Here is a 22,407-nt window from a genome sequence, read left to right on the forward strand (position 1 = left end):
CATCCCGCCCCGCGCCCACCCGGCCCCGCTTCTGGCAGGCGCTGCTGGGCCAGCCGGTTTTCTCCAAGGCCTTTGCCGCCGTCTGTGCCACCGTCATGCTGGGCGGCGGCTACGGCTGGTATCGCTGGGACAACACCCCCGGCTATACGCTGAACGTGGCCACCACCGCCGGCGAAACACGTCAGCTGGATCTGCCCGACGGTTCCCATGTCGCGCTGAATTTCAACAGCACGCTCCAGGTGCGCTACTACCCGCGCCGCCGCGAGCTGGTGTTGAACCAGGGCGAAGGCTACTTCGATGTGGCGCCGGACGCGCGCCGCCCCTTTACCGTGGATGCGCGCCAGAGCCGCGTCACCGTGGTCGGCACGGCCTTCAACGTGCGCAACGCGCCGGATGAAGTCATCGTCAAGGTCTTGCACGGCCGCGTGCGGGTGCAGCCCGACCGCGACAAGGCCGGCGCCGAGCTGACGCTCAACGCGGAAGAAGGCCTGGCCGTCGATACGCGCAAACCCAGCTACCGTCCCGTGGCGGCGTTGCCGGAAAGCGTGGGCGGCTGGCGCAACGGACGGCTGGTCTACCGGCGCACGCCGCTGGGAGAAGTGGTGCAGGAGGTCGCGCAGTACGTCGGCAAGCCCGTGTCGCTGGCCAGCCCGGGCCTGAAGTCCCTGCCGGTTTCCGGTTTCGCGGCCACGAACGCGCCGGCCGCCTTCCTGGAAGCCCTGCCCGATCTGCTGCCCGTGCAGGTCAAGCGCACCGCCGACGGCGGCTATCTGATCCTGGCTCGCTGAAGGCCCGGGCCTCAGCCAAGATTTTTTCCAAACGCGGGTTCCCAATCCTGCCCCGGAATCCGTTTACCCCTGCAAGGCCGGTAGCGGTCAATTCGGTCAACCAAGATGGAGCGGGAATGGGACGGGGAAGCTTGAAAGGCGCGTTGATCAACGGCGCGTTGAGCACGGGCATGCGGGCCAAGGCCCTGCCGGTGCTGGTGGCAGGGGCGCTGACCGCCCTGGCGACGCCGGCGGCGCAGGCGCAGCAGCAGGCCGCGCAGATGGATTTCAGCATTCCGGCGCAGCCGCTGGACCGCGCCTTGCGCTTGTTCTCGGAGCAGTCCCGTCATCAGGTGCTGTTTGACGAGGCAGCCGTCTCGGGCCAGCAGGCGCCGGCCGTCAACGGCCGCTACACGCCGCGCGAAGCGCTGGACCGGCTGCTGAGCGGCACCAAGGTGCGCGTGAACGGCGCCCGGCCCGACGTGTTCACCCTGACGTCCGTCGGACAGCCGTCCGGCGCCGACGCCGTGACCCTGCAGGCCGTGACCGTCAGCGGCGGCTCCCTGCGCGACCCGACCACCGAGCAGACCGGCTCGTACACCAGCGGCGCGCTGACCATGAGCAAGATGACGCAGTCGATCCGCGAAACGCCGCAATCGGTCAGCGTGATCACGCGCCAGCAGCTGGACGACCGCAACCTGACCACGCTGGAAGAAGCGCTGGCGCAGACCACCGGCGTGACCAAGACGGCGCGCAACTTCGGCAACCACAAGTTCTCGATCCGAGGCTTCACCGTCGACGACAACAACTACCTGGTCGACGGCGTGGCCGGCATCGTCTACGCCCCGGTGGGCTGGCTGCCGATCGACACGGCGGTCTTCGACCGGGTGGAGGTGCTGCGTGGCGCCGGCGGCATGATGCTGGGCTCGGCCGATCCCAGCGGCGCGATCAACATGGTGCGCAAGCGTCCGCGCGGCGAAGGGCATCTGGAGTTCGCCACCACGGTGGGCTCCTGGGAAAACTACCGCACGGAAATCGACGCGGGCGGCCCGATCAACGCCGCCGGCACCGTGCGCGGCCGCCTGGTCACCGCCTACCAGGACCGCCACTATTTCTACAGCGGCACGAAGTCGAAGACGCCGCTGTTCTACGGCGTGATCGACGCCGACCTGGGCCAGGACACGACGCTGACCCTCGGCGCGCGCCACCAGGCCACCAACACCGACGGCTATTGGCTCTTCGGCCTGCCGCGCTACAAGGACGGCGGCGCGCTGGACGTGTCGCGCTCGACCTCGCTGATCCAGGACTGGAACCGCCAGAAGGGCCAGGTGAACGAAGTCTTCGCCGAGGCCGAGCACCGCTTCAGCAAGGACTGGAAGGCGCGCCTGTCGCTCAACCACACCGAGGTCGACCTGGACCAGCGCGTGGCCATCCCGGCGGGCGGCGTGGACCGGGCCACGGGCAAGGGTTCAAGCTTTTCCACCCTCTACTTCAACAACGCGCACGTGAAAAGCGACGGCCTGGACCTGAACACCACGGGCAGCTTCCAGGCGCTGGGCGGCACGCATCAGGTACTGCTGGGCGCCAGCTGGTCGCGCCAGCGCATCCACCAGAAGTCGGTGAGCCTGGACGCCGACACCGCGATCGACATCTACAACCCCGATCACGCCTCCATTCCCAGGCCGACCCGTCCGGACTGGGACTCGAAGGAAGCCTCGCGCATGGAGCAGACCAGCCTGTACGGCAGCACGCGGCTGCAACTGGCCGACCCGCTGCACTTGCTGCTGGGCGGCAAGTTCAGCTGGCTGAAATACCGCTCCGACGACGGCCTGACCGGCAAGAAAACCCGCGACTACGAACAGAAGCACGAATTCACGCCCTATGCCGGCCTGGTCTATGACCTGAACGATCAATGGTCGGTCTACACCAGCTACGCCGACACCTACCAGCCGCAAAGCACCTACGTGACATCCTCGGGCAAGCCGCTGGATCCATCCATCGGCGCCAACTACGAGGCGGGCGTCAAGGGCGAACTGTACGGCGGCCGCCTGAACCTGTCCGCGGCCGTGTTCGCGGTCAAGAAATCCGGCATGGCCGTGGAAGACCGGGCCAGCGCGGGCAATTGCCCGGGCTCGCTGGCCTCCACCCTGTGCTACCGCAATGGCAGCACGCTGCGCAGCAAGGGCTTCGAGCTGGAGGCCAGCGGCGAACTGGCGCCCGGCTGGCAGCTGATGGCCGGCTACACTTTCGTCACCAGCCGCGACGACGAGGGCGAGACGATCAGCGCCGAGACGCCGCGCCATCTGTTCCGCCTGTCCACCAACTACCAGCTGCCCGGCCGCTGGAACGCCTTCTCGATCGGCGGCGGCGTGTCGGCGCAGAGCGGCTACTCGTACCCGGCCTATGACGACACGTCCGTGCGCATGGGCGCGCCCGGACGCGCGGTGTGGGACCTGCGCGCGGGCTATCGCATCGACAAGCACTGGAGCCTGGCGCTGAACGTGGCCAACGTGTTCGACAAGCACTACTACAGCATGGTGAGCCAGATCCGCCGAGGCAACCACTACGGCGAACCGCGCAACGTGATGCTGACGCTGCGCGGCACGCTGTGAGCGGACGCGCCGCCGCCGTTCCCCGGGGCCGCTCGCGGGGGATGGCGTGAAGCCGGGCTTTCGGCAGAGCATGTCCTGGCTGCACACCTGGTGCGGCCTGAGCTGCGGCTGGCTGCTGTGCGCGATTTTCCTGACCGGCACGCTCAGCGTCTTTCGCGAACCCATCACGCGCTGGATGGAAGCGACGCCCGTGACGGACGCCGCGTCCGGCGAGCAGCCGGACCCCGCGCGCTGGCTCGCGCGCGCGACGCAAGAGCTGTCGTCCCGCGCGGCCGGCGCCGCCGCCTGGAACATAGCGCCGCCCGCGCGACCCGGCTGGCCCGCGCAACTGTCCTGGCGCGCGGACGACGGCGCGCAACAGGAACTCTGGCTGGACCCGGCCAGAGGCGACATCCAGCCTCCGCCACGGATCCGCCAGACCGAAGGCGGCCGCCACTTCATGTCCTTCCACTACACCTTGCACGGCGGCCTGCCGGGCTATTGGCTGGTGGGCTGGATATCGATGTGCATGCTGGTGGCGCTGATCTCCGGCGTGGTGGTGCACAAGCGCATCTTCAAGGACTTCTTCACCTTCCGGCCCGGCAAGGGCCAGCGCAGCTGGCTGGACGCGCACAACGCCACCGCCGTGCTGGGCCTGCCGTTTCTATTCATGATCGGCTACACGGGGCTGGCCTTCTTCTACAGCAGCTATATGCCTTGGCCGCTGCACGCGGCCTATGGCGGCGACCCCGGCGCGTACCGGCGCTATCAGGCGGAGCTGGCGCCCGCGCCGGCCGGGCCCCGCATCGCAACGCCCGGCCAGGCCGGACCGCCGGACCTGCATCCCCTGCTGCTGCAGGCCCGCGCGCTGACCGGCCAGGATGCGGCGCTGATCACGATCGAACATCCGGGCGATGCGCGCAGCATCGTGCGCATCGTCGGCCGCAAGCCCCTGGCCAGCGACGCGCCGCGCCTGCTGACCGATGCCAGCCAGGTCACATTCGACGCCCAGGGCGGCGCGGTCCTGCAACTGCTGCCCGCCCATCACGAAGGCGTGGCCGCCAAGCACGTCCACGAAACCATAGAAACCCTGCACAAGGCCAGCTTTGGCGGATGGAAGATCAAGTGGCTGTACTTCCTGAGCGGTCTGATGGGCACCGCCATGATCGCCACCGGCACGCTGCTGTACGCCATCAAGCGCCGCAAGAAGAGCGAACATGAATTCGGCACGGCCACGGCGCGGGTCTACCGCTGGGTCGAGGCCTTCAACGTGGCCGCGCTGGCCGGCATCGCGCTGGCCAGCATCGCCTATTTCTACGGCAACCGGCTGCTGCCCCTGTCCCTGGCGGACCGCAGCGCGTGGGAAATCCGGATCTTCCTCGCCGTCTGGGGCGCCACGCTGGCGCACGCGCTCTGCCGCGCACCGCGCCGCGCCTGGATCGAGCAACTGACGACGACGGCCCTGCTGTGCCTGGGCCTGCCGCTCCTGAACTGGGCGACCACGGGGCAGCATCTGTGGCGGTATGCCGTGAATGGCCAGCATTTGCAGGCTGCGGTGGAAATCACCGCCCTCGCCTTCGGCCTGCTCCTGCTCTACATGGCCCGTGCGCTGCGGCGGCACTGGGCGGACGCGCCCGACGCCGCCAGCACGCGGCAAGCCGGCAAGCCCCGCCCCGACAACAAGGACGCCGCCCATCGCTGGCAGGTCGCCAGCCGCGTGCTGGCGGCGTCGGGCGGCGGCTATCTGGTGTCCGCCCTGGCGATGTCGGCGCTGGCGCTGGCCTTCCCGGCCCTGGCCGGCGCGGCGCCAGCGGCCGGCGTGCTGACGGGTTCGCTACTGAGCTTCGTGCTGTACGCCGGCATCGCGATCGGCGTGTTCGCCGCCCGCAGCGCGCGGCGGGCCTGGGCCTGGCTGGCAATGGCGGGCGCGCTGTCGGGCGCGCTGCTGCTGTGCTTGCGGCCGTAGCCAAACCCGATGCGGGGCTGGCCTGGGCAGGGAATCCGCGCGATGGGCCTATGCATATACTGATTTCCGGCCCATGTCGGGTAATCGGAATTGAATATACGCGAACATTTATTCCAGGCAGAATTCCAATCTTCCAAGAATTATTATAAGTTCGCCCTTCTGATTATCATCAATAATAATAAAACCGATACCCAGCAAGACCATCCAACCCAGGTTCCCGCCACTCAAAGCCGCCTCCGGCACGGCGCAGAAACAACATGCAATAATCCTATTTCAATAGTGCAAAACCTGTCAGCTTTCGCCACTTTTGTTATATGGCCGGTATCCATGGAATGATTTTTAAACTCAGTGGATGGTATCCGTTTTATTATTTACCACACCTCGGCCGGTATCCATTTTTTTATTCTTTGTTCTGCAAAAAAACTGGTTTAAATTGCGTCCTTTTTTCGATAGCCCGCTCCGTTAGCGCCACCTGCATCGCCCACCTGGCAGCACTTTCAAGGCGATTCAACCGCGATCGGACACACGGTTATTAATCGACCCAAAAGGACTCACGTTTTGATCTATGGCAAGAAAAAATGGCTGACAACGACGGTCGCGCTTAGCGCGACCTATTGCGCGGGCGTCATGGCCGCCGACCTGACGATTGCGCCAGGCAATACGCAGGTATTCGACGGCTCGGCCAGCTTCCCCGGCGGCGTCGACGTCAACGGCGGCACGCTGGTGATCGGCGGCAACGGCGGCGGCGCGGGCGTCACGCTCGGCGGCAACGTCAATGCGACCGCGAACTCCACCGTCTCGGGCTTCGGCGCGATCAACGGCAACCTCAACGTCTCGGGCAACTCGCGCGTCGCGCCGGGCTATCCCGTCGGCACCCCCACCGGCGTCTCCAACGGCAACCTCATCGTCAACGGCAACCTGTCGATGAACAACGCCGTGTACGACTTCGAGACCGGCTACGCCGGCCTGCCCATCACGCAACCCGGCACCGGCGACAACATCACCGTGCGCGGCGACGTGGCCCTGAACAACACCACGCTGAACGTCTCGGTGAACACGCTGGGCGTCAACGCCGGCTACTACCGCATCCTGTCGTACACCGGCAACCTGAGCGGCAACGGCCTGACCCTGGGCTCGGTCACTGGCGACTCCGTGCCCGCCGCCAACATCCAGACGCTGACCGGCGACAAGCACATCAACCTGATCCTGGGTCCCAGCACCACCAACCTGTGGAATGGCAACGGCGCGGCGTCCGCGACCCGCGCCGGCGGCGGCGACGGCACCTGGACCGCAAGCAGCGGCAACTGGAACAGCCCCAGCAACGCCACGGGCGCCCTGCCCGACGGCGGCTACGCCATCTTCACCGGCGCGGCCGGCACGGTCACGGTCGACGGCGGCGCCGGCCCGGTGCGCGTGTCCGGCATCCAGTTCGCCAGCGACCGGTATCGCCTGCAAGGCGCGCCCATTACCCTGGTCGGCAATGGCGGCAACCAGCCGGTCATCGTGGTCGGCGACGGCACCTATGCCTCGGCCCAATACGTCGACACCATCGCCAACCCGCTGCAAGGCACGCAGGGCTTCGTCAAGACCGGCCCGGGCTCGGTGATCCTGACCGCCGACAGCAGCGGCCTGTCCGGCCCCATCCTGATCGCCGACGGCGCGCTGGAGATCGACGGCAAGCTCAACGGCCCCGTCGACATCGGCCGCGAAGTCGTGCTGGCCGGCGTCGGCCAGCTGGGCACCACCACGCTCTACCCCACCGCCGTCATCGCGCCGGGCAACGACGGTTCGCCCATCGGCACGCTCACGATCAACGGCAACCTGACCTTCGGCCAGAACACCATCTACCGCGTGCATGCCGACCCCGCCAGCACCGCGAGCGACCGCATCCACGTCACCGGCGTGGCCACGCTCGACGGCACCGTGGAACACATCGGCCCCAACGGCAACTACGCGCCGCGCACCACCTACAACATCCTGACGGCCGACGGCGGCGTGCAGGGCCGCTTCACCGGCGCGTCCAGCAGCTACGCCTTCCTGACCCCCACGCTCAGCTACGACCCGAAGAACGTCTACATGACGCTGACGCGCAACGACGTGCCGATCGGCAGCATCGGCGGCACCGGCAACGAGAGCAGCGTCGGCGGCGCGCTGGACAAGCAGGATCCGCCCGCGACCGGCAGCGGCTCGTCGTCCGCCGGCAACGGCCTGTCCGGCGTCGGCATCGGCAACGGTGGCGGCAGCGGCAACACGCCGAACCAGAGCAGCGGCGCCAGCCAGGTCACGCAAGCGGTCCTGACCATGACCCAGGATCAGGCGCGCTCGGCCCTGAAACAGCTGTCCGGCGAAGCCTACGCCAGCAACGCCAGTGTGCTGCTGAGCCAGGGCGACACCGTGCGCACGCTGTCGCTGGACCGCCTGCGCGGCAACCTGGACGCGCCCATGCGCGCCGGACGCCCGACGGCTCAGGCCGGCGGCGCGCCCTCTTCCGACGCCCTGCCGCAAAGCGGCGCCTATCCGGTCTGGACACAGGTCGTCGGCAACTGGAGCAAGTTCAAGGGCGACGGCAACGCGGCCAGCGTGAGCCAATCCTCGGGCGGACTCTTCGTCGGCGGCGACACCGAAGCCGGCAAGGGCTGGCGCGTGGGTGGCGCGGTGGGCTATCTGGACAGCCGCAACACGATCTCCGACAGCGCGTCGCGCACCAAGGTCGACAGCTACACCGCGACCGTCTTCGGCGGCCGCAACTTCGCCGCCGGCCCGGGCCAGCTGCGCTTCATGGCCGGCGCGGCCTACACCTGGCACAACATCGACGCCAAGCGCGATGTCGCGGCCGGCACGCTGAACCAGCAACTCAAGTCGTCCTATCGCGCCACGTCGACGCAGCTCTACACCGAACTCGGCTACAAGCTGCCGCTGGGCGATGCCTACAGCATCGAACCCTACGCCGGCCTGGCCTGGAACCAGCTGCGCACGCGCGGCTTCAAGGAGTCGGGCGGCAGCGCCGCGCTGAGCGGATCGGCCAGCACCAATAACGTCGCCAGCAGCACGCTGGGCCTGCGCGGCGCATGGGAGTTCGGCGCCGAGCGCACCAATCGCCTGACCGCGTCGGTGGGCTGGCGTCATGCCTCGGGCGACCTGAAGCCGCGCCAGGAACTGGCGCTGGACGGCGGCAGCAACTTCTCGGTGACGGGCGTACCCATCGCGCGCAACGCGGCGGTGCTGGGCCTGGGCGCCGAGATGGCGGTCGCGCGCAACACCACGGTGGGCGTCGGCTACGACGCGCAGTTCGGCGGCGGCAACCGGCAGCAGTCCGGTCAGCTGAAGCTGGCCGTGCGCTTCTAAAGCAGGCGTAGCCAGCACAAGGGGCGCCGCGATCGCGGCGCCCCTTGTCGTTTCAGCGCGGGCGCTTGCAGGGCGCGGGCAGGCCCCTGCCTGCCCATCACCCCTCGTTGCCCAGCGCCACCAGCTTGCTGATCGTATTGAAGTTGCGCGTTGTCGCGGCCAGCTTCAGCTTTTTCTCGATGAAATTGTTGTTGGCCTTCACGTCGCTGTACTTGGTATGGCAACGCACATAGGCCATGTCGCCCACCACCCGCACCTGATCCGGCGCATGGTCCAGCGCCTGGAACGCGGCCAGCGTCGCCGCTTCGGGCAAGGACGCCAGCAGCGTGAAATACAGCTTGGCCGGATCCTCGTCCTTGAACGGATTGCGCGCCAGCACTTCCTCGAAATACGGCACATGCCGGGCCAGCACCTTCAGCTCCGCGCCCAGTTGCTCCTTGATCGTCTCGTGCACCAGCCGCTCCACGGCGGGCAGGCCCAGCCGCGTCGACACGACCACGTTGCCGCTCTGTATGTACGTCCGGACCTGACTCAGCCCTGCCTCTTCCAGCGCGGCGCGCAGCGGCGCCATCAGCACCTTGTTCTTGCCCGTGGGCATCACGCCGCGCAGCAGGATGATGGTTGTTTTCATGGTGGTGTTGTCTGAGCCTGGTGAATGTTGGCGGGCGAATTGGCGGGCCGGTTGATGACAGCCTGGTCGGCTTTGATTGACGGGTCGCTATGAATCGCTTCATAGGTCGCCTCGCAAGCTGGCGGAGCGGACTTCGCCCCCAGGAACGCTGCGCGGATTCTCTCGCAAGCGAGCGGCCTCCACAAGCGGCAGCGGCGCATCCAACCATCTTCAGCAAAACGCAAGCAAGCGACCGCGCCAGGACATTCAGGCCCCGACACCTTTCTCCACGGCCCTGTCCGCATTATCCTAGGCGGCTGACCGACACCCCTCAAGCCGCTCCACTCAAAAGGAAAACGCCGATGTCACGCTGGACCTTCTACACCGCTCCCGGCACTTGCGCCCTGGCCACCCACATCGCCTTGCACGAAGCCGGCGCCGAGTTCGACCTGGTCAAGCTGGACATCGCCGCCGGGCAGCAGCAAGGCCCGGACTACCTGCGCGTGAACCCCAAGGGCCGCGTGCCCGCGCTGGCCACGCCCCAGGGCGTGCTGACCGAGACCCCCGCCCTGCTGGCCTTCGTGGCGCAGAGCTTTCCGGCGGCCGGACTCGCGCCGCTGGACGATCCCTTCGCCTTCGCGCGCATGCAGGAACTGGCCAGCTACCTGGCCTCGACCGCCCACGTCGCCCACGCCCACAAGCGCCGCGGCGCCCGCTGGGCCGACGATCCCGCCGCCCATGAAGCCATGCGCGCCAAGGTGCCGCAGACCATGACGGTTTGCGCGGCCTATCTGGAAGCGCAGATCGTCGGACCCTGGGTCGCGGGGGAACGGTACACCGTCGTGGATGGCTATCTGTATACCGTCGGCAGCTGGCTGGAGGGGGATGGCGTGGACATGACGCGGTTTCCGAAGCTGACGGCGTATCTGGAACGGGTCGGTCAGCGGGAGGCGGTGCGGCGGGCGGTGAAGGAGGCGCAGGGTTGAGGTTCCGCACTTTCCGCCATCGACGAAGCATTCCCATGCATCGACGTTTTTCATACGCCCTGTTGGCCACACTGATGACCGGCCTCGGCGCCTTTGTCGCCCCGCTTCACGCCCAGGCTCCATCGACGCCCAAGGTACAGGCAGGCGACGGCCATCCTTACGAGATCGCCGACAGCGAAGTATGGGACGTGCCCGATCCCGTTTCCAAGCGCGGCTACCAGGTCTTCGTCGCCTTGCCGCCCTCCTATGCCAAGCAGCCACAGCGACGCTACCCGGTGCTGTATGTGACCGACGCCGATTACGCCTTCCCGATCATCCGCCAACTGGGGCGCCGCCTGAATGTTGAAGGTCCCAAGATCGAGGAATTCATACTCGTCGGCCTGTCCTATGCGAAAGGCGAGGAAGGCAGTGTCAGCCGCCAACGTGATTACACGCCGACACCCAACGGCCCAAGCACCGCGCCGCCCACTTCGATCCATGGCCAGGCGCAGGCCTATCAGCAGTATCTGCGCGACCAGGTAAAGCCCTTCATCACCGCTCGCTATCGGGCCGACCCTGCGAAAGCGATCTTTCTGGGTCATTCCTACGGCGCACTGCTGGGCACGCAGATCCTTTTCACCGAGCCTGACATGTTCAGCAGCTACATCCTTGGTAGCCCGTCGCTCTGGTACGACAAGCGATACGCCTTGAAGCTCGAAGCGCGCTACGCCAAGCAGCATCAGGACTTGAAGGCGAATGTCTATCTGTATGTCGGCGCCCAGGAAGCCTTGCGCAAAGGCGACCGGCGCTACAACCAGACGGTGGACATGGTGGCCGACAACCGGGCGTTGGAAGCGGCGCTGGCAAGCAGGAAGTATCCAGGCTTGAAACTGAAATCGGCGGTCTTGAACGACGAGGATCATCTCACCGTAGCGCCACGGGGGTTCATGCAAGGGTTGCTGTATCTGTTGCTCGTGAGATGAAATAGCGTATAGGGCTGACAGGTTGCCTAATTTATCGATGAAACCGGCCAACCAGGGAACAAATCCCGCCTGTTTTGGTCGCGGTTGCCGCTACGGATATACCCGGTATACGTACCGACGCTAGCGCTCGCGACCTTGCCGCGGCACCAATCATTGAAACCGTCATAAGACTACACCGCTGCGCCAGGCTTTCCGGCTGACGATTACATGCATCCCGCTGAGCTCGAATCATGAAAATGACTGCAAGAATAAGTGACCTGGAAGAAGTCTCCAAAGATATCGCCATCGTCATTGATGACAAAGGCGGTCTATACGACGAGTCTTCCATAGAAGAGGATTTCTACAAGCATCTGTTCGCAAGCGCAGTTTCCCATTTCGACCATCTCGTCAAACTGGCAACTGAGCTCCACTACGACGGATCAGGAAGAAGACTCAAATTCGGAATAGTAAAAAAAGCGGGGATTGGCGCCTTTGCCTGCGTAGGAAAAGAGGATATTGACTTCATCGGCGTTCATTTCGGAACCATAGCCCTAGTCTCAGCAATCTTCACCCGAATGATGAGCAATCCGAACATCCTGCCCAACGTGGGCGACGCCAGCCTGGAAACGAACGTAGGACAAACTTATTTCATACCGGTTCAAGAAGATCTGGAGAACTTCTCTCCTTGCCGGCCCACATGCTCAATCAGAGGGTATTTTTCCCGATTTCTTGCACTAACCGGCTTGGATTTCATCTTCGGGCATGAGATTGCGCATATAACACATGGCCATCTCGGCATTCTCAGGAAGACCGAGCATTTCGACCCGCAGAAGCGGCGTCCCAAACTATCCCGCCTAGAAACCCATGCCCTTGAGCTAGATGCGGACGGTGGCGCTACAAAATGGACCCTGGAGTATGCCAACCGTGTAAGGAATTGGCGCCACAAGTTGCCAGTGGAGGCGAACAACTCGCTGGGTATTTCGTGGCGCGAGTTTTATGCCAATGAGCGCAAAACCATAAGGTACTGCTTCTTCGCTAGTTACCTTACCCTCAGGATGACCAGCGCTGACTCCTGGGATCGAGTTGCACAGCAGACAGTTTCCCAGCCTTTGCCTCCCTACCGAATGGGGATGCTTATGCAGGTCTATGCGTCCGCGTTGATGCAATTCTTTGATCTCTCACCCGAACAAGCCCAATCTCAGGTATCCGCTTGGTGCATTGAGTCTGAGCAAGCCCATGCCAACCTCCTGGACGAATCGGGCAAGGGTGAATTGCAGTTAAATGCAATCGCGAGCTTTATCACGGGAGTTGGCAACTACAACGAGGAAGTCAATTCGGCCCACGAAATTCTCGCAAAAGAGCTGAGTGAATTCGCGATGGGAGAAACCAGCAGGATGACCCATCCTCGCCCTAGAACATGCGATTACGTGGTACTGAAAGGACTACAGCGAGGCGTCGAACTCTTCGTTATCATCGAAGCGAAGCATTCTGACGAAAATCCGAAAGCACTCGAACTACAGTGTTTTTTTCAAGAACACGAAGGAATCACTGGGCTACCATTCTCGCTGATATTCGATTCCAATTTTGAAGGCAATGTGCTTGATGAGGCCTTGGCTTCTGATGGCAGGAACTACGTTTGCGGCGTTACGCAAGTCACATCATTCGAGACTGTGAAGCTTGCATCCATTTTGGAAAAAACCGAACTCCTTCGATTCTCCCTACAGCACAGCAAATGTCCCAAGCTGAAAGTCGATCTAATTCAGGTTTTGGACATATAGCGACACTACGGCGATGACCTCAGCTGCCAGCATCGAACTCACTGGGCAATGTGTGCAACCAAGGAGTATTTTCCAGCATCGGAAAATCAATAATTCCTGGGCTAGTTCGCGCAGTAGACGTAGGTGGTCGCCTGCCCGAACGACACCGTGCTCCGACGCTGAGACGATCAACGTAGAGATTTGGTGGTACCGATTGCCTGAATCTGCGACGAAGGGTCGCACCCAAAACATGTTTGCAACCTGAGAAAGCCAGAAAAGACATACAAAGCGAACCCAAAGACATACAAGTCGAATCATTCAACAATTTGTATGTTGCTTAGCGGTAGAATTCGACGGTCCATGGGGGAGTATGACGCACGCCGCCCTGAGTATGCCTGGATGCGGCGCGTCGGTGTTCTTCACCCCCTAAAGCGCAAGATGAAATCGATCATCGTGATCTCACACTCGTCGGGATCAGGCTGATACTTTTCGTGGTCGTCACGGCTATCGTTCGTTTTTCCTTGCCTGGCCCACCAGTCGTAAATGAAGCTGCCGAAGCAGCGTTTTGAGGTAATGATGAATTTTTGGGTCCCTGTAGTCTTAGGTACATTCAAGCTCCTCGTGTTGGGCACGGGCATGTTTTTCGCCATCAAGTCGCACTACGATGGCGCAAAAAAGGATAAGGAAAAAGAGAAGGAGATCAAGGCGCCGTAGTGGCGACTTCGGCCTGATTGCTATCGGTGCTGTGGCCGGCATACTGCTTGGAGCGAGCATCACGGCCGTCGCGCAGCACCGCTCCTGAAGGACCGCCATACGGAAAGCCAGACGCGGACTTCGATGAAGCACCACCAGCAGCCCGTTTCGAAGGGGTTGGCCGCCGTCCATTTCTCGCTATGACAGGAGAACTCTTGACGGCTTGAAGTGACTACGTCACATGAAAGCAGGTTTGTCGCCGTTGGTATTGGGTTTGTTCACACCCACGTTGGCCCTTACCAAGGTATCGGGATGCTCAATCAGTTTGGTCACCAGCGCCGCTACGCTCTTGCGCGAGACTTCGGTGCCCCTGAAAGGCTCATCGCGACCGGTGATCTCGTAATCCACCTCATTCTCGTCCTGCAGCCACGCGGCACGCAGGATGGTGTATTCGATATCGGAGGCCTCAATCAGATCTGCCGACTGGCGATACGGCGGCAGATACTGGCCGATCTCCTTGCGGTTCCACTCGCCAAACTTGCCAGGAACTTCATCGTAGATACCCAGCGAGTTCACGAAGATCAGGCGTTTGACGCCCTTGGACTTCATCACCGCAAGGATGTGGGCAGTCTGTTTGTCCACATCGCCCCCCAGATTGGCGTAGACGACGTCCTGCCCTTCCATGAGCTGGGGCAGCAGTTTCTTGTCCATCACATCGCCGATGGCGATCCTGGCATTGGAGGGTTCGTTGCCCGTCAGCTTCTTGGGATCGCGCACGAGCAGGGTTTGCTCGACATCCTGGCGCTCGCCCAGCATCTGCACGGCATGGCGAGCGATCTGGCCACTGGCGCCCAGGATCAGTACTTTGGTTTTGGCCTTGGTCATGATGCAGTTCTCCAAACCAGATCGGCCCTGCCGTTCCCGGCAGGGCCGATGGCTGTTTCATCTTCAGAAAGCGTCGGGCTGGGCCTTACAGGTTTTGCTGATAGAAGGGGATCAGCTTGGCCAACGCCTGACCGACAGGGCCCGGCTGGTCGTACAACTCGTAGTGTGAAGCACCCTCGACAACGACCAGTTCCTTAACCTTCGACGCGGCGCGCGCGTAAATCTCCAGCCCATCGCGATAGGCGCCAAAGCCGCCCGGCTTGTCGCCAACCACCACCATCATCGGCGTCGTCAGCAGCGTCTCGGCCAGATGGAAGGCATCCCAGGCGGCAGAGGCAGCGCGGCGCGAGAACAGCGCTCGCGTGCCGGCGTTGTCGTTGATGCAGCGGTTGCGGTAGTAATCCGTGGCGCCGAGCACATCAACGTCCGTGAAGCCCGCCTGGGCGGCGGCATCCAGCGAGGGCGGAACGAACAGGTCAACCTTGAGCGCCTCGCCCCTGGCCTCGGCGGTGCGTTGCTGGGCCACGGCTTCCATCTGGCCAATCGGGTCGAAGCCGCTGAAGCCTTCACGGCACAGGCGGCCGTAGTTGACCCCGGTGATGCTGACCAGGGCCTTGATGCGGCGCTCGATCATGGTTGCATTGATGGCATAGCCCCCGCCGCCGCAGATGCCCAGCACGCCAATTCGGTCGGCATCCACATATGGCAATGTGACCAGGTAGTCCGCGACCCAGCTGAAGTCTTCCACGGCCATGGCCGGGTCTTCAATGTAGCGGGGCTCGCCACCGCTCTGGCCTTGCGTGCTGCGATCGAAGGCGATGACAACAAACCCGGCTTCTGCCAGTGCCTTGCCATAGACATTTCCGGCGGTCTGCTCCTTGCAGCTTCCGATAGGGTGGGCGCTGATGATGGCCGGGTACTTCTTGGTCTGGTCGAAGTTGGGCGGGAAATGCAGGTCTGCCGCGATGTCCCAGTAGGTGGTCTTGATCTTGACGCTTTGCATGGTGGGCTCCTTGTTGCCGTGGATTGGCCGCTGAGTGGAAATGGCCTGGTCACTGTCCTCTGCAGGCGTGCGGCCAAGCACCGATGGATGCACTGTAGGCCGGATGTTTGATTCGTCATAGCCATCAATCCGTACTACAGTTGTATTTTGAAATTGACAATGAAAAACATATGGACCCGTCGCTGCTTCCCTCCCTGGCATGGTTCGCTCACGTGGCCCACCACCGCAGCTTTACCAAGGCCGCAGCGGAAATGGGCGTGTCCCGAGCCAACCTGTCGCAGAACGTGAAGGCGCTGGAACGCCGGCTGAACGTCAAGCTGCTGTACCGTACGACGCGTGACATGTCGCTGACCGAGGAAGGCCAGCGCCTTTACGAAGTGTGGTATCCGGCCCTGGTCGCCGTGGAGCGCACGGTGCGCACCATGCATGACGCAGGTGACGAACCTTCGGGCCTGGTGCGCGTCAACACCTCCCGGGTGGCAGCCAAGACTCTGGTGGAGCCGCATCTGGGAGAGTTCTGCATGCGCTACCCCAGGCTGCAGCTGGAATTGGTCATGGACGATGCGCTGGCCAACATCGTGGCCGACGGCTGTGATGCAGGCATTCGCATCGGCGAGAGCCTGGCCGAGCATATGGTGGCTGTGCCGATCACTCCGGCGCTGGAAATGGCGGTGGTGGCGACACCGGCGTACTTCGAGCAGCATGGGGTGCCAGGTACGCCGGCCGATCTAGCCCGGCACAACTGCCTGCGTTTCAGGCAGACGAGCGGTGCGATCCATGCCTGGGAGTTCACCTCGCCCGAGACGGGCGGACACACGTTCACGGTGGAGCCACAGGGCCGCATCATTACCAATGACGATGATGGGATGATCCGCGCCGCGCTGCAAGGGACGGGCCTCATGCAGCACATCGACATTGCGGTGCGGCAGCATCTGGACTCCGGGGCGCTGGTGCGTGTGCTGCAATCCTGGTGTAAGCCCTTCGCGGGCTTTTACATTTATGCCCCGACCCGGGCGCAAATGCCTGCCAAGGTACGGGCATTGATTGATTTTCTGGTCGAGAAGCGCGAGAGCATGGCGCCCCTGCAGCAACCGCCTTCCAAAAAGCAGCGAGTGCGCTGAGCGACGCTCCCACTCGTCATTGTCAAAGTGGAGCTGACCCCGCAGGTCAGCTAGTTTCAACAAGCTAGCTGCAGGTTGATAGCTGCAACCGTCGCTTGCAGCGGCAGCATGTGCGGCAAAGCAGACATCCATCATCGAAACTTGGACGGCGGCAATGGGTAGAAAGCGACTATTCGGCAAAAGATGAGCGTATGAACCCCCACCTGCACCGCCTGATCCGTGACTACCAGGCCAGCGTTCACATGGCCCTCCAGAAGCTGCAAGCCTCCGGCATCAGGATGCCGACTTCAGCCATGGATTGGGCCGGGATGGACCTCCCGCTTCCTGGCATGCTCGAGGACGGCATTCGGTACTACAAGCACGGCATCGGGTGCGCGGTCTGGCTGCCGTCAGGCACCGTGGATTTCGACTTTGGCGACCACGGCGAGGCGGACGGATTCAATCGCGGGCGTATCACGCAGTTCGCGATGCCGAATCTGGCTGCATATGGGTTCAAGACGCCCGAAGCCGTGAAGGCGGCGTTTGATCAAGCCGTCGCATCCGGCGAGATTGTCTGCCCGGAATCGACGGTCTGCTACCTGGCAGGATCCGATCGGGTATACGCCACGGACGTTTGATTGCCGCCTTGTTGAACGCCGCCGCTTGCGGCCCGGCGGCTATTTCCCAGCAACGATCAGGCAGGCAGTCCATTCAGGACGCGCTCATATTGAAGCAAGTCCTCCTGCGAAAAACAGCAGAAGACCACTTCCTGAATCGACGATTCCGCAGACAGGCTTGCACGAACGCTCTTGACCGCTTCCTGCGCCGCCAATTCGATGGGATAGCCATAGATGCCCGTGCTGATGCTGGGAAACGCAATCGAGGCAAGCGCCCTGTCCTGCGCCAGTTCGATGCACCGGCGATAGCAGCTGGACAGCAAGCCCGGCTCCCCGTTATCACCGCCCCGCCATACCGGCCCCACCGTATGAATGATGTACTGCGCGGACAGACGATAGGCCTTGGTCACCTTGGCCTCGCCGGTTTTGCAGCCACCCAGCAGCCTGCATTCATGCACCAGGTCTGGCCCCGCGGCGCGATGGATCGCGCCATCGACGCCGCCGCCGCCCAGCAGTGAAGAGTTCGCCGCGTTGACGATGGCGTCGACTTGAAGCTTCGTGATATCGGAACGGATGGCTCGCAGGCGGGTGGGCATATTCTTGCTACTTGAAAATGAGACCGGGGCTGCCGCGACCACGGCATCGATTGCGCGTCAACACCGAGAGTTTTCGCGCGACAACGGTCGGGTGGAATCGGACGCGAGCAGGATAGCATTCACGCCCGATCCGAATTCCCCGATCAAAACGCCCGATCAAATTGGCAAGGCCCGATTCTGCACCACATTCCTCATCACCAAGGTCGACGTCAGCCGCTGCACGCTCGGCAAGGTCGACAGGCTGTAGTCATACAGCTTCTGATACGCCGCCAAATCCGTCGTGACCACGTGCAGCAGGAAATCCGGATCGCCGAACAGCCGCTGCGCCTGGATGATTTCCGGAATCTGCGGGACCGCGTCCTCGAAGGCCTGCACGGCGGCCCGGTCCGTGACCCGCAAGGTCACGAACACGATGGCGGAAAAATTCAATCCCACCGCCGAGGGATTCAGGTTCGCCCGATAGTCCGCGATCACCCCCGCCTCTTCCAGGGCGCGAACCCGCCGGTGGCAAGGAGACAGGCTCAACCCGATCCGCTCGCCCAGGTCCGTGAGAGAAAGCCGCCCGTCACGCTGCAGCTCCGCAAGAATCTTTCTGTCTATATCGTCCATGCGAGAAATATTGCCTTAGATACAGGATTCCCTGCAAGACCTTGGAAGCACCTTCCAGGCGAGTCCCGATAAGCTTGCGCCATGGATATTTCTACGCTTCTTCTGTTCTCGGCCACCGTCATTCCGCTGGTCTGCACCCCTGGGCCCGACATTCTTTTCGTCGCCTCACAAGCGGTGTCCACCGGCACCGCGGCGGGGTTTCGCGCCACGGCGGGCATCATCCTGGGCTATTGCGTCCACTCGCTGCTGGTGGCGCTGGGACTGGCCGCCGTCGTCGCGGCGTCGCCGCTGCTGTTCGAGATCATCCGCTGGACCGGCATCACCTATCTGGTCTTCCTGGCCGCCAAGCTGGTGCGGGCCGCCATGCGCCCCGGCGGCCTGCAAGCCTCGCGCGAGCGGGTCAGGGATCAGCTGTACAAGGGCTTCCTGACCTCGCTGCTCAACCCCAAGGGGATGCTGGTCTACCTGGCGATCCTGCCGCAATTCATGGATCGGCAGCAGGGCAATACCACCGTGCAAGCGCTGCTGCTGTCGGCGGCGTTCATGTTCTGGTGCGCGGTGGTGTATTCGGCGGTGTGCGTCGGGTTTGGCCGGCTTGGCGGCGGCAGCCTGAGCGAGTTGCGGCGGCGTTTGATCGATGGGACGGCTGGTGGGATGATTCTGCTGGCGGCGGGGTTCATGGCGCTGGCGCATCGGTAGGGAATCCGCGGAATCGATCCGGTATGCTTGCCGGGGCGGGCCAGATGGCTCGGCACGCTTTCCGTTTCGCCGCTTGCCGAGATCAATTCGGCTCCTGAGCTCTCAGGACCCGCTTTTTCGCGCAGCACTGGCGCCAGCCAATCGCCGCTATCACACAGACCTGAGACAGATATGGCGCTACAGCGCAACGTCCAACAGCAGAACGACAAATCCGAGCATTCGATTCGCAGGAGAGTGGCCTATTGGAAAGAGCACGGCGTCCCTGAAGCGCTCACGCTTGTCGGGAGTGCGCAAGGCATCGATTGGAACCGGTCGATTGTTGTACACCTTGAGGTCGATTTTCCAGGCATGCCCGAATTGTTCGGCACGCTGGTTACACAGGACCAGCGCTTCATCGCATTCGAGATTGCCAGCTCCGACCGCATTCAAGTCGAGCGTTGGGAAGACGTGACCGCCGCCCAGGATTTCAATCACCACAACCGTGGAACCGGCCTGGGATGGGGCGCATTGGTACTGAAGGTATTCCAGGAGATGAATGCTTGACGGCGCAACCGGTTGTCGAGCCTCATAGCCTTTCATTCCACCAGCCCAGACGGCGTAACGCCCATGCCACCTGCACCCATCACCCTGGCCGATCTATTCCAAACAGGAGCCGGCCTCATCGGCCCCGCCTGGATGCCGGTCTACGACCTGGCCGCCTATCTGACCGCGGCGGATCAGGCAACGGGCTGGAGCTCCGACATGATGGCCGCGCGCGAGCTGGACAGGCTGCGGCTTGCCGAGTACCAGGCCATCGTCGATCTATGTGCGGCATTCCAGCCGGCAGGGTTTGATGGCGACAGCCATTACCAGCGCGTCGATCCGTCCGACGCCCGCCTGACGGCGGTCCTGGCCGACAACGCCGCCGATCCCCAGCCGAGTTATGCGCGCTTGCTGTCGCGCCTGATCGAAAGCGGCGTATTGGCGCGGCGCGCGGGCGCGTGAGCCTGACGGTCTGCGCTCCCCCCGCCTCCCGCCCTACTTCCCGCGCTGCTTTTTGCGCCGTCTCTTGCCCCAGGTTTCCTGGAACACGCAGATGTACTCCAGCACGGTCTCGTCAGGAATCGATTGCCCCAGGTTCTCGAAATCATCATGTTCTGCCGGCAAGGGCAGCCCCACTCCGTCGATGCCGTTGATCACGATGCACCCGGCATACTCGGTTTGAGCGTGGGTGTTCTGGATCACCTGCAATACGGTCATGCCGGGCCAGATCAGTCCGGCGTAGCTGCCCTGGAACCTGGAATTGGCGCAGACCGTGGTAATCAATCTGTCCGCGTCATACGCGATGGATATCAGCTCATCGCCCACAAACGCCCATGACGTCTCCCTGTCATCACGTACCAGATAATGCGTGGACAGCTTGTCCAGGTAGAGGTCCACGCTCTCACCCAGCTTGATGCCGCCCAGCGAGACGCCCGGCTTGATTTCCCTGTCGATCAACATTTGGTTTTTCTGGATGGTGGTCGTTGAAGCCTGGCCTTACGCGGAATAGTCTTCGTACTCCCAGTTGAAGTACCGCTGCAGCACCGCGCAGGATTCTTCCCAGCTGCCTCTCGCGCAATCGCGCACGATGTCGTCCAGCAAGGCGGTCAGCTGCTTCCAGTCGAAATCGGAAATCACCAGCGTGCGGTGCTTCACCATACAAAAACCGCTGCCATGCCGCCGCAAGGCCTCGGGCGTGGCGACGCGGACATGGAACATATTGGAGGCGCGCTCGCCCCGCAAGCCGATCTCCAGGTCCAGGCCCAGGAATACCTGTTCCCGGCTGTCTGGCCGCCATAATGGCAAGGCGTCGATGTTCGAGGAAGCGATGTCCTTGATTTCGAGGGGAACCGCGCGCTTTTTCATTGCTGGCTTCCGAATCCTCGCAAGGCCACACGGACGCGGCGGTCGCGCTCGAACAGCGACGGGTCAAAGCGCTGCTCGAGTTCGGCATAGGCGAGATCGACGGGATCGCCGTCATCGAGCGTCAGCGTTTCCTGGTTGTTGTAGATGAACTTCATGAGGTTCGCGACCACCGCGTCGTTTTGTACTCGGGCATGGATGAAGGCTAACAGCATGTCCTTGATCTGGTGCTTGTCGTTGCCTGTGAAGTAGTCGGCGATGCCGTGATTGCTGCCGTCGGAAATCATGCGGGCTGTGACGGGCTTGCCGTGGAGGAGGATGGGCATTTTTCCGGAATCTATCGTCTTGGGGACGACGAAGGCGCCGACGTTGGCGAAGGAAGGGTAGTCGGTTGATGAATCGTTCTTGGTTTCGAAGTAGAGGAAGAATGCGGTCATCTTCTGGGTGGGGGCTTGTGCTTGGGGAGGAGCCTGTGTGGGTCGATCGCTGTTGGACTATGGCGCGGTGGCGGCTCCGGCTCTGCCCGTGTATACGTGGTCCGAGGCTAGCTTTGAGAATGCGGCGGTGTGGATCTTAGACCAGAAATGACCATTGTTCGCAGCACGACGAGGGATGCTGGATACTATCCACACTTTAGCCTCTCTCCGCCCCCAGATTGGCCATCATCTTGAACTGGGCGGAGTGCCCCGCCGCTATCGTCTGTTATCGGCCATGAACGGCCAGCCATGGCAGATTTCCGGGCGACGGCTTCAGGCTGTGAGCCGCCGGTCGGCCGCCTTCCCATGAATGACGGCTGCCAGGAAGAGCGGACACTTAAGAGCAACCGGTCTCGCCACCCATATCTGAAGACCTGATGCAGCCAGCGTGGTCACTCGTGGACAGTGGCAGCGAGAAGGCGCATATTTATGACCTATTCACTCGGTGGGAAACCATCATGGAAGTCACTGCCCCGGTTGTTCACCGCGATCCCTGGAACAAGGGCAAGATCGTCGGACGGAAGGCGCCCTTCAAGCCGAAAGACATCTGGGCGCTGCGCGTACGCCTTCAGATGGAGAGCCGGGTGCGATAACTCGCGTTGCTCAACCTCGGAATTGACAGCAAGCTACGCGGATGTGATCTTGTCTCCCTCAGAGTCCGCAACGTTTGTCATGGCGATCAGGTCGCTTCACGCACAGTCGTCATGCAGCACAAGACGCAGCGGCCAGTGCAGTTCGAGATCACCGCGACCACGCGCGACACGCTTCAGAAGTGGATCAAGGCTGCGGGCCTGAAGTCCGGGGCCTGTCATTAATTTCGTGTTCAAGGCATAACATACGTCCAAGGAGTATGTATGCCTCGCACCCCGAAGTCCAAGCTGG

General features: G+C 62.8%; 21 protein-coding genes and 1 pseudogene. 14 read left to right on the forward strand and 8 right to left on the reverse strand.

What is annotated here, in order from left to right; all coding sequences use genetic code 11:
• From KDH83_RS18890 to KDH83_RS18905, 4 genes are all read left to right on the forward strand, one after another.
• Positions 1 to 788: FecR domain-containing protein (locus KDH83_RS18890; RefSeq protein ID WP_212318692.1), on the forward strand; the 788-nt coding region annotated here is incomplete at its 5' end.
• Positions 789 to 919: 131 nt separating this feature from the next.
• Complete coding sequence (locus tag KDH83_RS18895; protein ID WP_249205202.1) at positions 920 to 3,379, forward strand: TonB-dependent receptor; 2,460 nt, start codon at positions 920 to 922, stop codon at positions 3,377 to 3,379.
• Between the two features lie 70 nt (positions 3,380 to 3,449).
• The gene (locus tag KDH83_RS18900) at positions 3,450 to 5,324 is read left to right on the forward strand and encodes a PepSY-associated TM helix domain-containing protein (protein WP_212318695.1); all 1,875 of its coding nucleotides are present in this window, start codon (positions 3,450 to 3,452) and stop codon (positions 5,322 to 5,324) included.
• A 627-nt stretch (positions 5,325 to 5,951) separates the two neighbouring features.
• Positions 5,952 to 8,669 (forward strand): autotransporter domain-containing protein, encoded by a 2,718-nt coding sequence (locus KDH83_RS18905; protein WP_249205203.1) that lies wholly within the window; start codon positions 5,952 to 5,954, stop codon positions 8,667 to 8,669.
• A 97-nt stretch (positions 8,670 to 8,766) separates the two neighbouring features.
• On the opposite strand, the gene KDH83_RS18910 is transcribed toward KDH83_RS18905, so the two are convergent.
• Positions 8,767 to 9,300, reverse strand: a complete 534-nt coding sequence (locus tag KDH83_RS18910) for a DUF1697 domain-containing protein (protein ID WP_212318699.1) — start codon at positions 9,298 to 9,300, stop codon at positions 8,767 to 8,769.
• A 341-nt stretch (positions 9,301 to 9,641) separates the two neighbouring features.
• Between KDH83_RS18910 and KDH83_RS18915 the strand changes: the two genes are divergently transcribed.
• From KDH83_RS18915 to KDH83_RS18930, 4 genes are all read left to right on the forward strand, one after another.
• Positions 9,642 to 10,265 carry a glutathione S-transferase N-terminal domain-containing protein gene (locus KDH83_RS18915; protein WP_212318701.1) on the forward strand — a complete coding sequence of 208 codons (624 nt, stop codon included), beginning with the start codon at positions 9,642 to 9,644 and terminating at the stop codon, positions 10,263 to 10,265.
• Positions 10,266 to 10,300: 35 nt separating this feature from the next.
• Positions 10,301 to 11,227, forward strand: coding sequence for an alpha/beta hydrolase-fold protein (locus KDH83_RS18920; protein ID WP_212318703.1), 927 nt, complete (start codon positions 10,301 to 10,303; stop codon positions 11,225 to 11,227).
• Positions 11,228 to 11,457: 230 nt separating this feature from the next.
• Positions 11,458 to 12,984: a hypothetical protein gene (locus KDH83_RS18925; RefSeq protein WP_212318704.1), complete on the forward strand. Its 1,527-nt coding sequence runs from the start codon at positions 11,458 to 11,460 to the stop codon at positions 12,982 to 12,984.
• Between the two features lie 522 nt (positions 12,985 to 13,506).
• Entirely contained in the window at positions 13,507 to 13,677 is a 171-nt protein-coding gene (locus KDH83_RS18930) for a hypothetical protein (RefSeq protein WP_212318707.1), read from the forward strand.
• A 216-nt stretch (positions 13,678 to 13,893) separates the two neighbouring features.
• Here KDH83_RS18930 and KDH83_RS18935 read toward each other — a convergent pair whose 3' ends face one another.
• Both KDH83_RS18935 and KDH83_RS18940 read right to left on the reverse strand, forming a co-directional pair.
• Positions 13,894 to 14,541 (reverse strand): SDR family oxidoreductase, encoded by a 648-nt coding sequence (locus KDH83_RS18935; RefSeq protein ID WP_212318709.1) that lies wholly within the window; start codon positions 14,539 to 14,541, stop codon positions 13,894 to 13,896.
• 85 nt (positions 14,542 to 14,626) lie between these two features.
• On the reverse strand, positions 14,627 to 15,544 hold the full coding sequence (locus KDH83_RS18940; protein ID WP_212318711.1) for an alpha/beta hydrolase: 918 nt from the start codon (positions 15,542 to 15,544) through the stop codon (positions 14,627 to 14,629).
• A 170-nt stretch (positions 15,545 to 15,714) separates the two neighbouring features.
• On the opposite strand from KDH83_RS18940, the gene KDH83_RS18945 reads away from it, so the two are divergent.
• Positions 15,715 to 16,665: a LysR family transcriptional regulator gene (locus KDH83_RS18945; protein ID WP_212318713.1), complete on the forward strand. Its 951-nt coding sequence runs from the start codon at positions 15,715 to 15,717 to the stop codon at positions 16,663 to 16,665.
• A 191-nt stretch (positions 16,666 to 16,856) separates the two neighbouring features.
• Entirely contained in the window at positions 16,857 to 17,282 is a 426-nt protein-coding gene (locus tag KDH83_RS18950; RefSeq protein WP_212318715.1) for a hypothetical protein, read from the forward strand.
• A gap of 56 nt (positions 17,283 to 17,338) precedes the next feature.
• Here KDH83_RS18950 and KDH83_RS18955 read toward each other — a convergent pair whose 3' ends face one another.
• The gene (locus KDH83_RS18955) at positions 17,339 to 17,857 is read right to left on the reverse strand and encodes an O-acetyl-ADP-ribose deacetylase (RefSeq protein ID WP_212318717.1); all 519 of its coding nucleotides are present in this window, start codon (positions 17,855 to 17,857) and stop codon (positions 17,339 to 17,341) included.
• Between the two features lie 156 nt (positions 17,858 to 18,013).
• Complete coding sequence (locus KDH83_RS18960) at positions 18,014 to 18,466, reverse strand: Lrp/AsnC family transcriptional regulator (RefSeq protein ID WP_103274152.1); 453 nt, start codon at positions 18,464 to 18,466, stop codon at positions 18,014 to 18,016.
• An 81-nt stretch (positions 18,467 to 18,547) separates the two neighbouring features.
• On the opposite strand from KDH83_RS18960, the gene KDH83_RS18965 reads away from it, so the two are divergent.
• The 3 genes from KDH83_RS18965 to KDH83_RS18975 all read left to right on the forward strand — a co-directional run bounded on the left by KDH83_RS18965 (position 18,548) and on the right by KDH83_RS18975 (position 20,149).
• Positions 18,548 to 19,165: a LysE family translocator gene (locus tag KDH83_RS18965; RefSeq protein ID WP_212318719.1), complete on the forward strand. Its 618-nt coding sequence runs from the start codon at positions 18,548 to 18,550 to the stop codon at positions 19,163 to 19,165.
• A gap of 171 nt (positions 19,166 to 19,336) precedes the next feature.
• Positions 19,337 to 19,708 (forward strand): hypothetical protein, encoded by a 372-nt coding sequence (locus KDH83_RS18970; RefSeq protein WP_212318721.1) that lies wholly within the window; start codon positions 19,337 to 19,339, stop codon positions 19,706 to 19,708.
• A gap of 63 nt (positions 19,709 to 19,771) precedes the next feature.
• The gene (locus tag KDH83_RS18975) at positions 19,772 to 20,149 is read left to right on the forward strand and encodes a hypothetical protein (protein WP_212318723.1); all 378 of its coding nucleotides are present in this window, start codon (positions 19,772 to 19,774) and stop codon (positions 20,147 to 20,149) included.
• 33 nt (positions 20,150 to 20,182) lie between these two features.
• Here KDH83_RS18975 and KDH83_RS18980 read toward each other — a convergent pair whose 3' ends face one another.
• Genes KDH83_RS18980 through KDH83_RS18990 form a run of 3 tightly spaced genes read right to left on the reverse strand, consistent with a single transcriptional unit; the run spans position 20,183 to position 21,486 of the window.
• Positions 20,183 to 20,647, reverse strand: a complete 465-nt coding sequence (locus KDH83_RS18980) for a hypothetical protein (RefSeq protein ID WP_212318725.1) — start codon at positions 20,645 to 20,647, stop codon at positions 20,183 to 20,185.
• Between the two features lie 36 nt (positions 20,648 to 20,683).
• Positions 20,684 to 21,052 (reverse strand): Imm8 family immunity protein, encoded by a 369-nt coding sequence (locus KDH83_RS18985; RefSeq protein WP_212318727.1) that lies wholly within the window; start codon positions 21,050 to 21,052, stop codon positions 20,684 to 20,686.
• On the reverse strand, positions 21,049 to 21,486 hold the full coding sequence (locus KDH83_RS18990; protein ID WP_212318730.1) for a hypothetical protein: 438 nt from the start codon (positions 21,484 to 21,486) through the stop codon (positions 21,049 to 21,051). The genes KDH83_RS18985 and KDH83_RS18990 overlap by 4 nt, the downstream gene beginning before the upstream one ends.
• 497 nt (positions 21,487 to 21,983) lie before the next feature.
• On the opposite strand from KDH83_RS18990, the pseudogene KDH83_RS18995 reads away from it, so the two are divergent.
• Positions 21,984 to 22,325, forward strand: a pseudogene (locus KDH83_RS18995) (integrase); the annotation flags it as partial.
• Positions 22,326 to 22,407 lie beyond the last annotated feature (82 nt).

It is taken from the genome of Achromobacter sp. Marseille-Q0513 (assembly GCF_018195695.1).
In the GTDB taxonomy this organism is placed as follows: Bacteria; Pseudomonadota; Gammaproteobacteria; order Burkholderiales; family Burkholderiaceae_B; genus Achromobacter.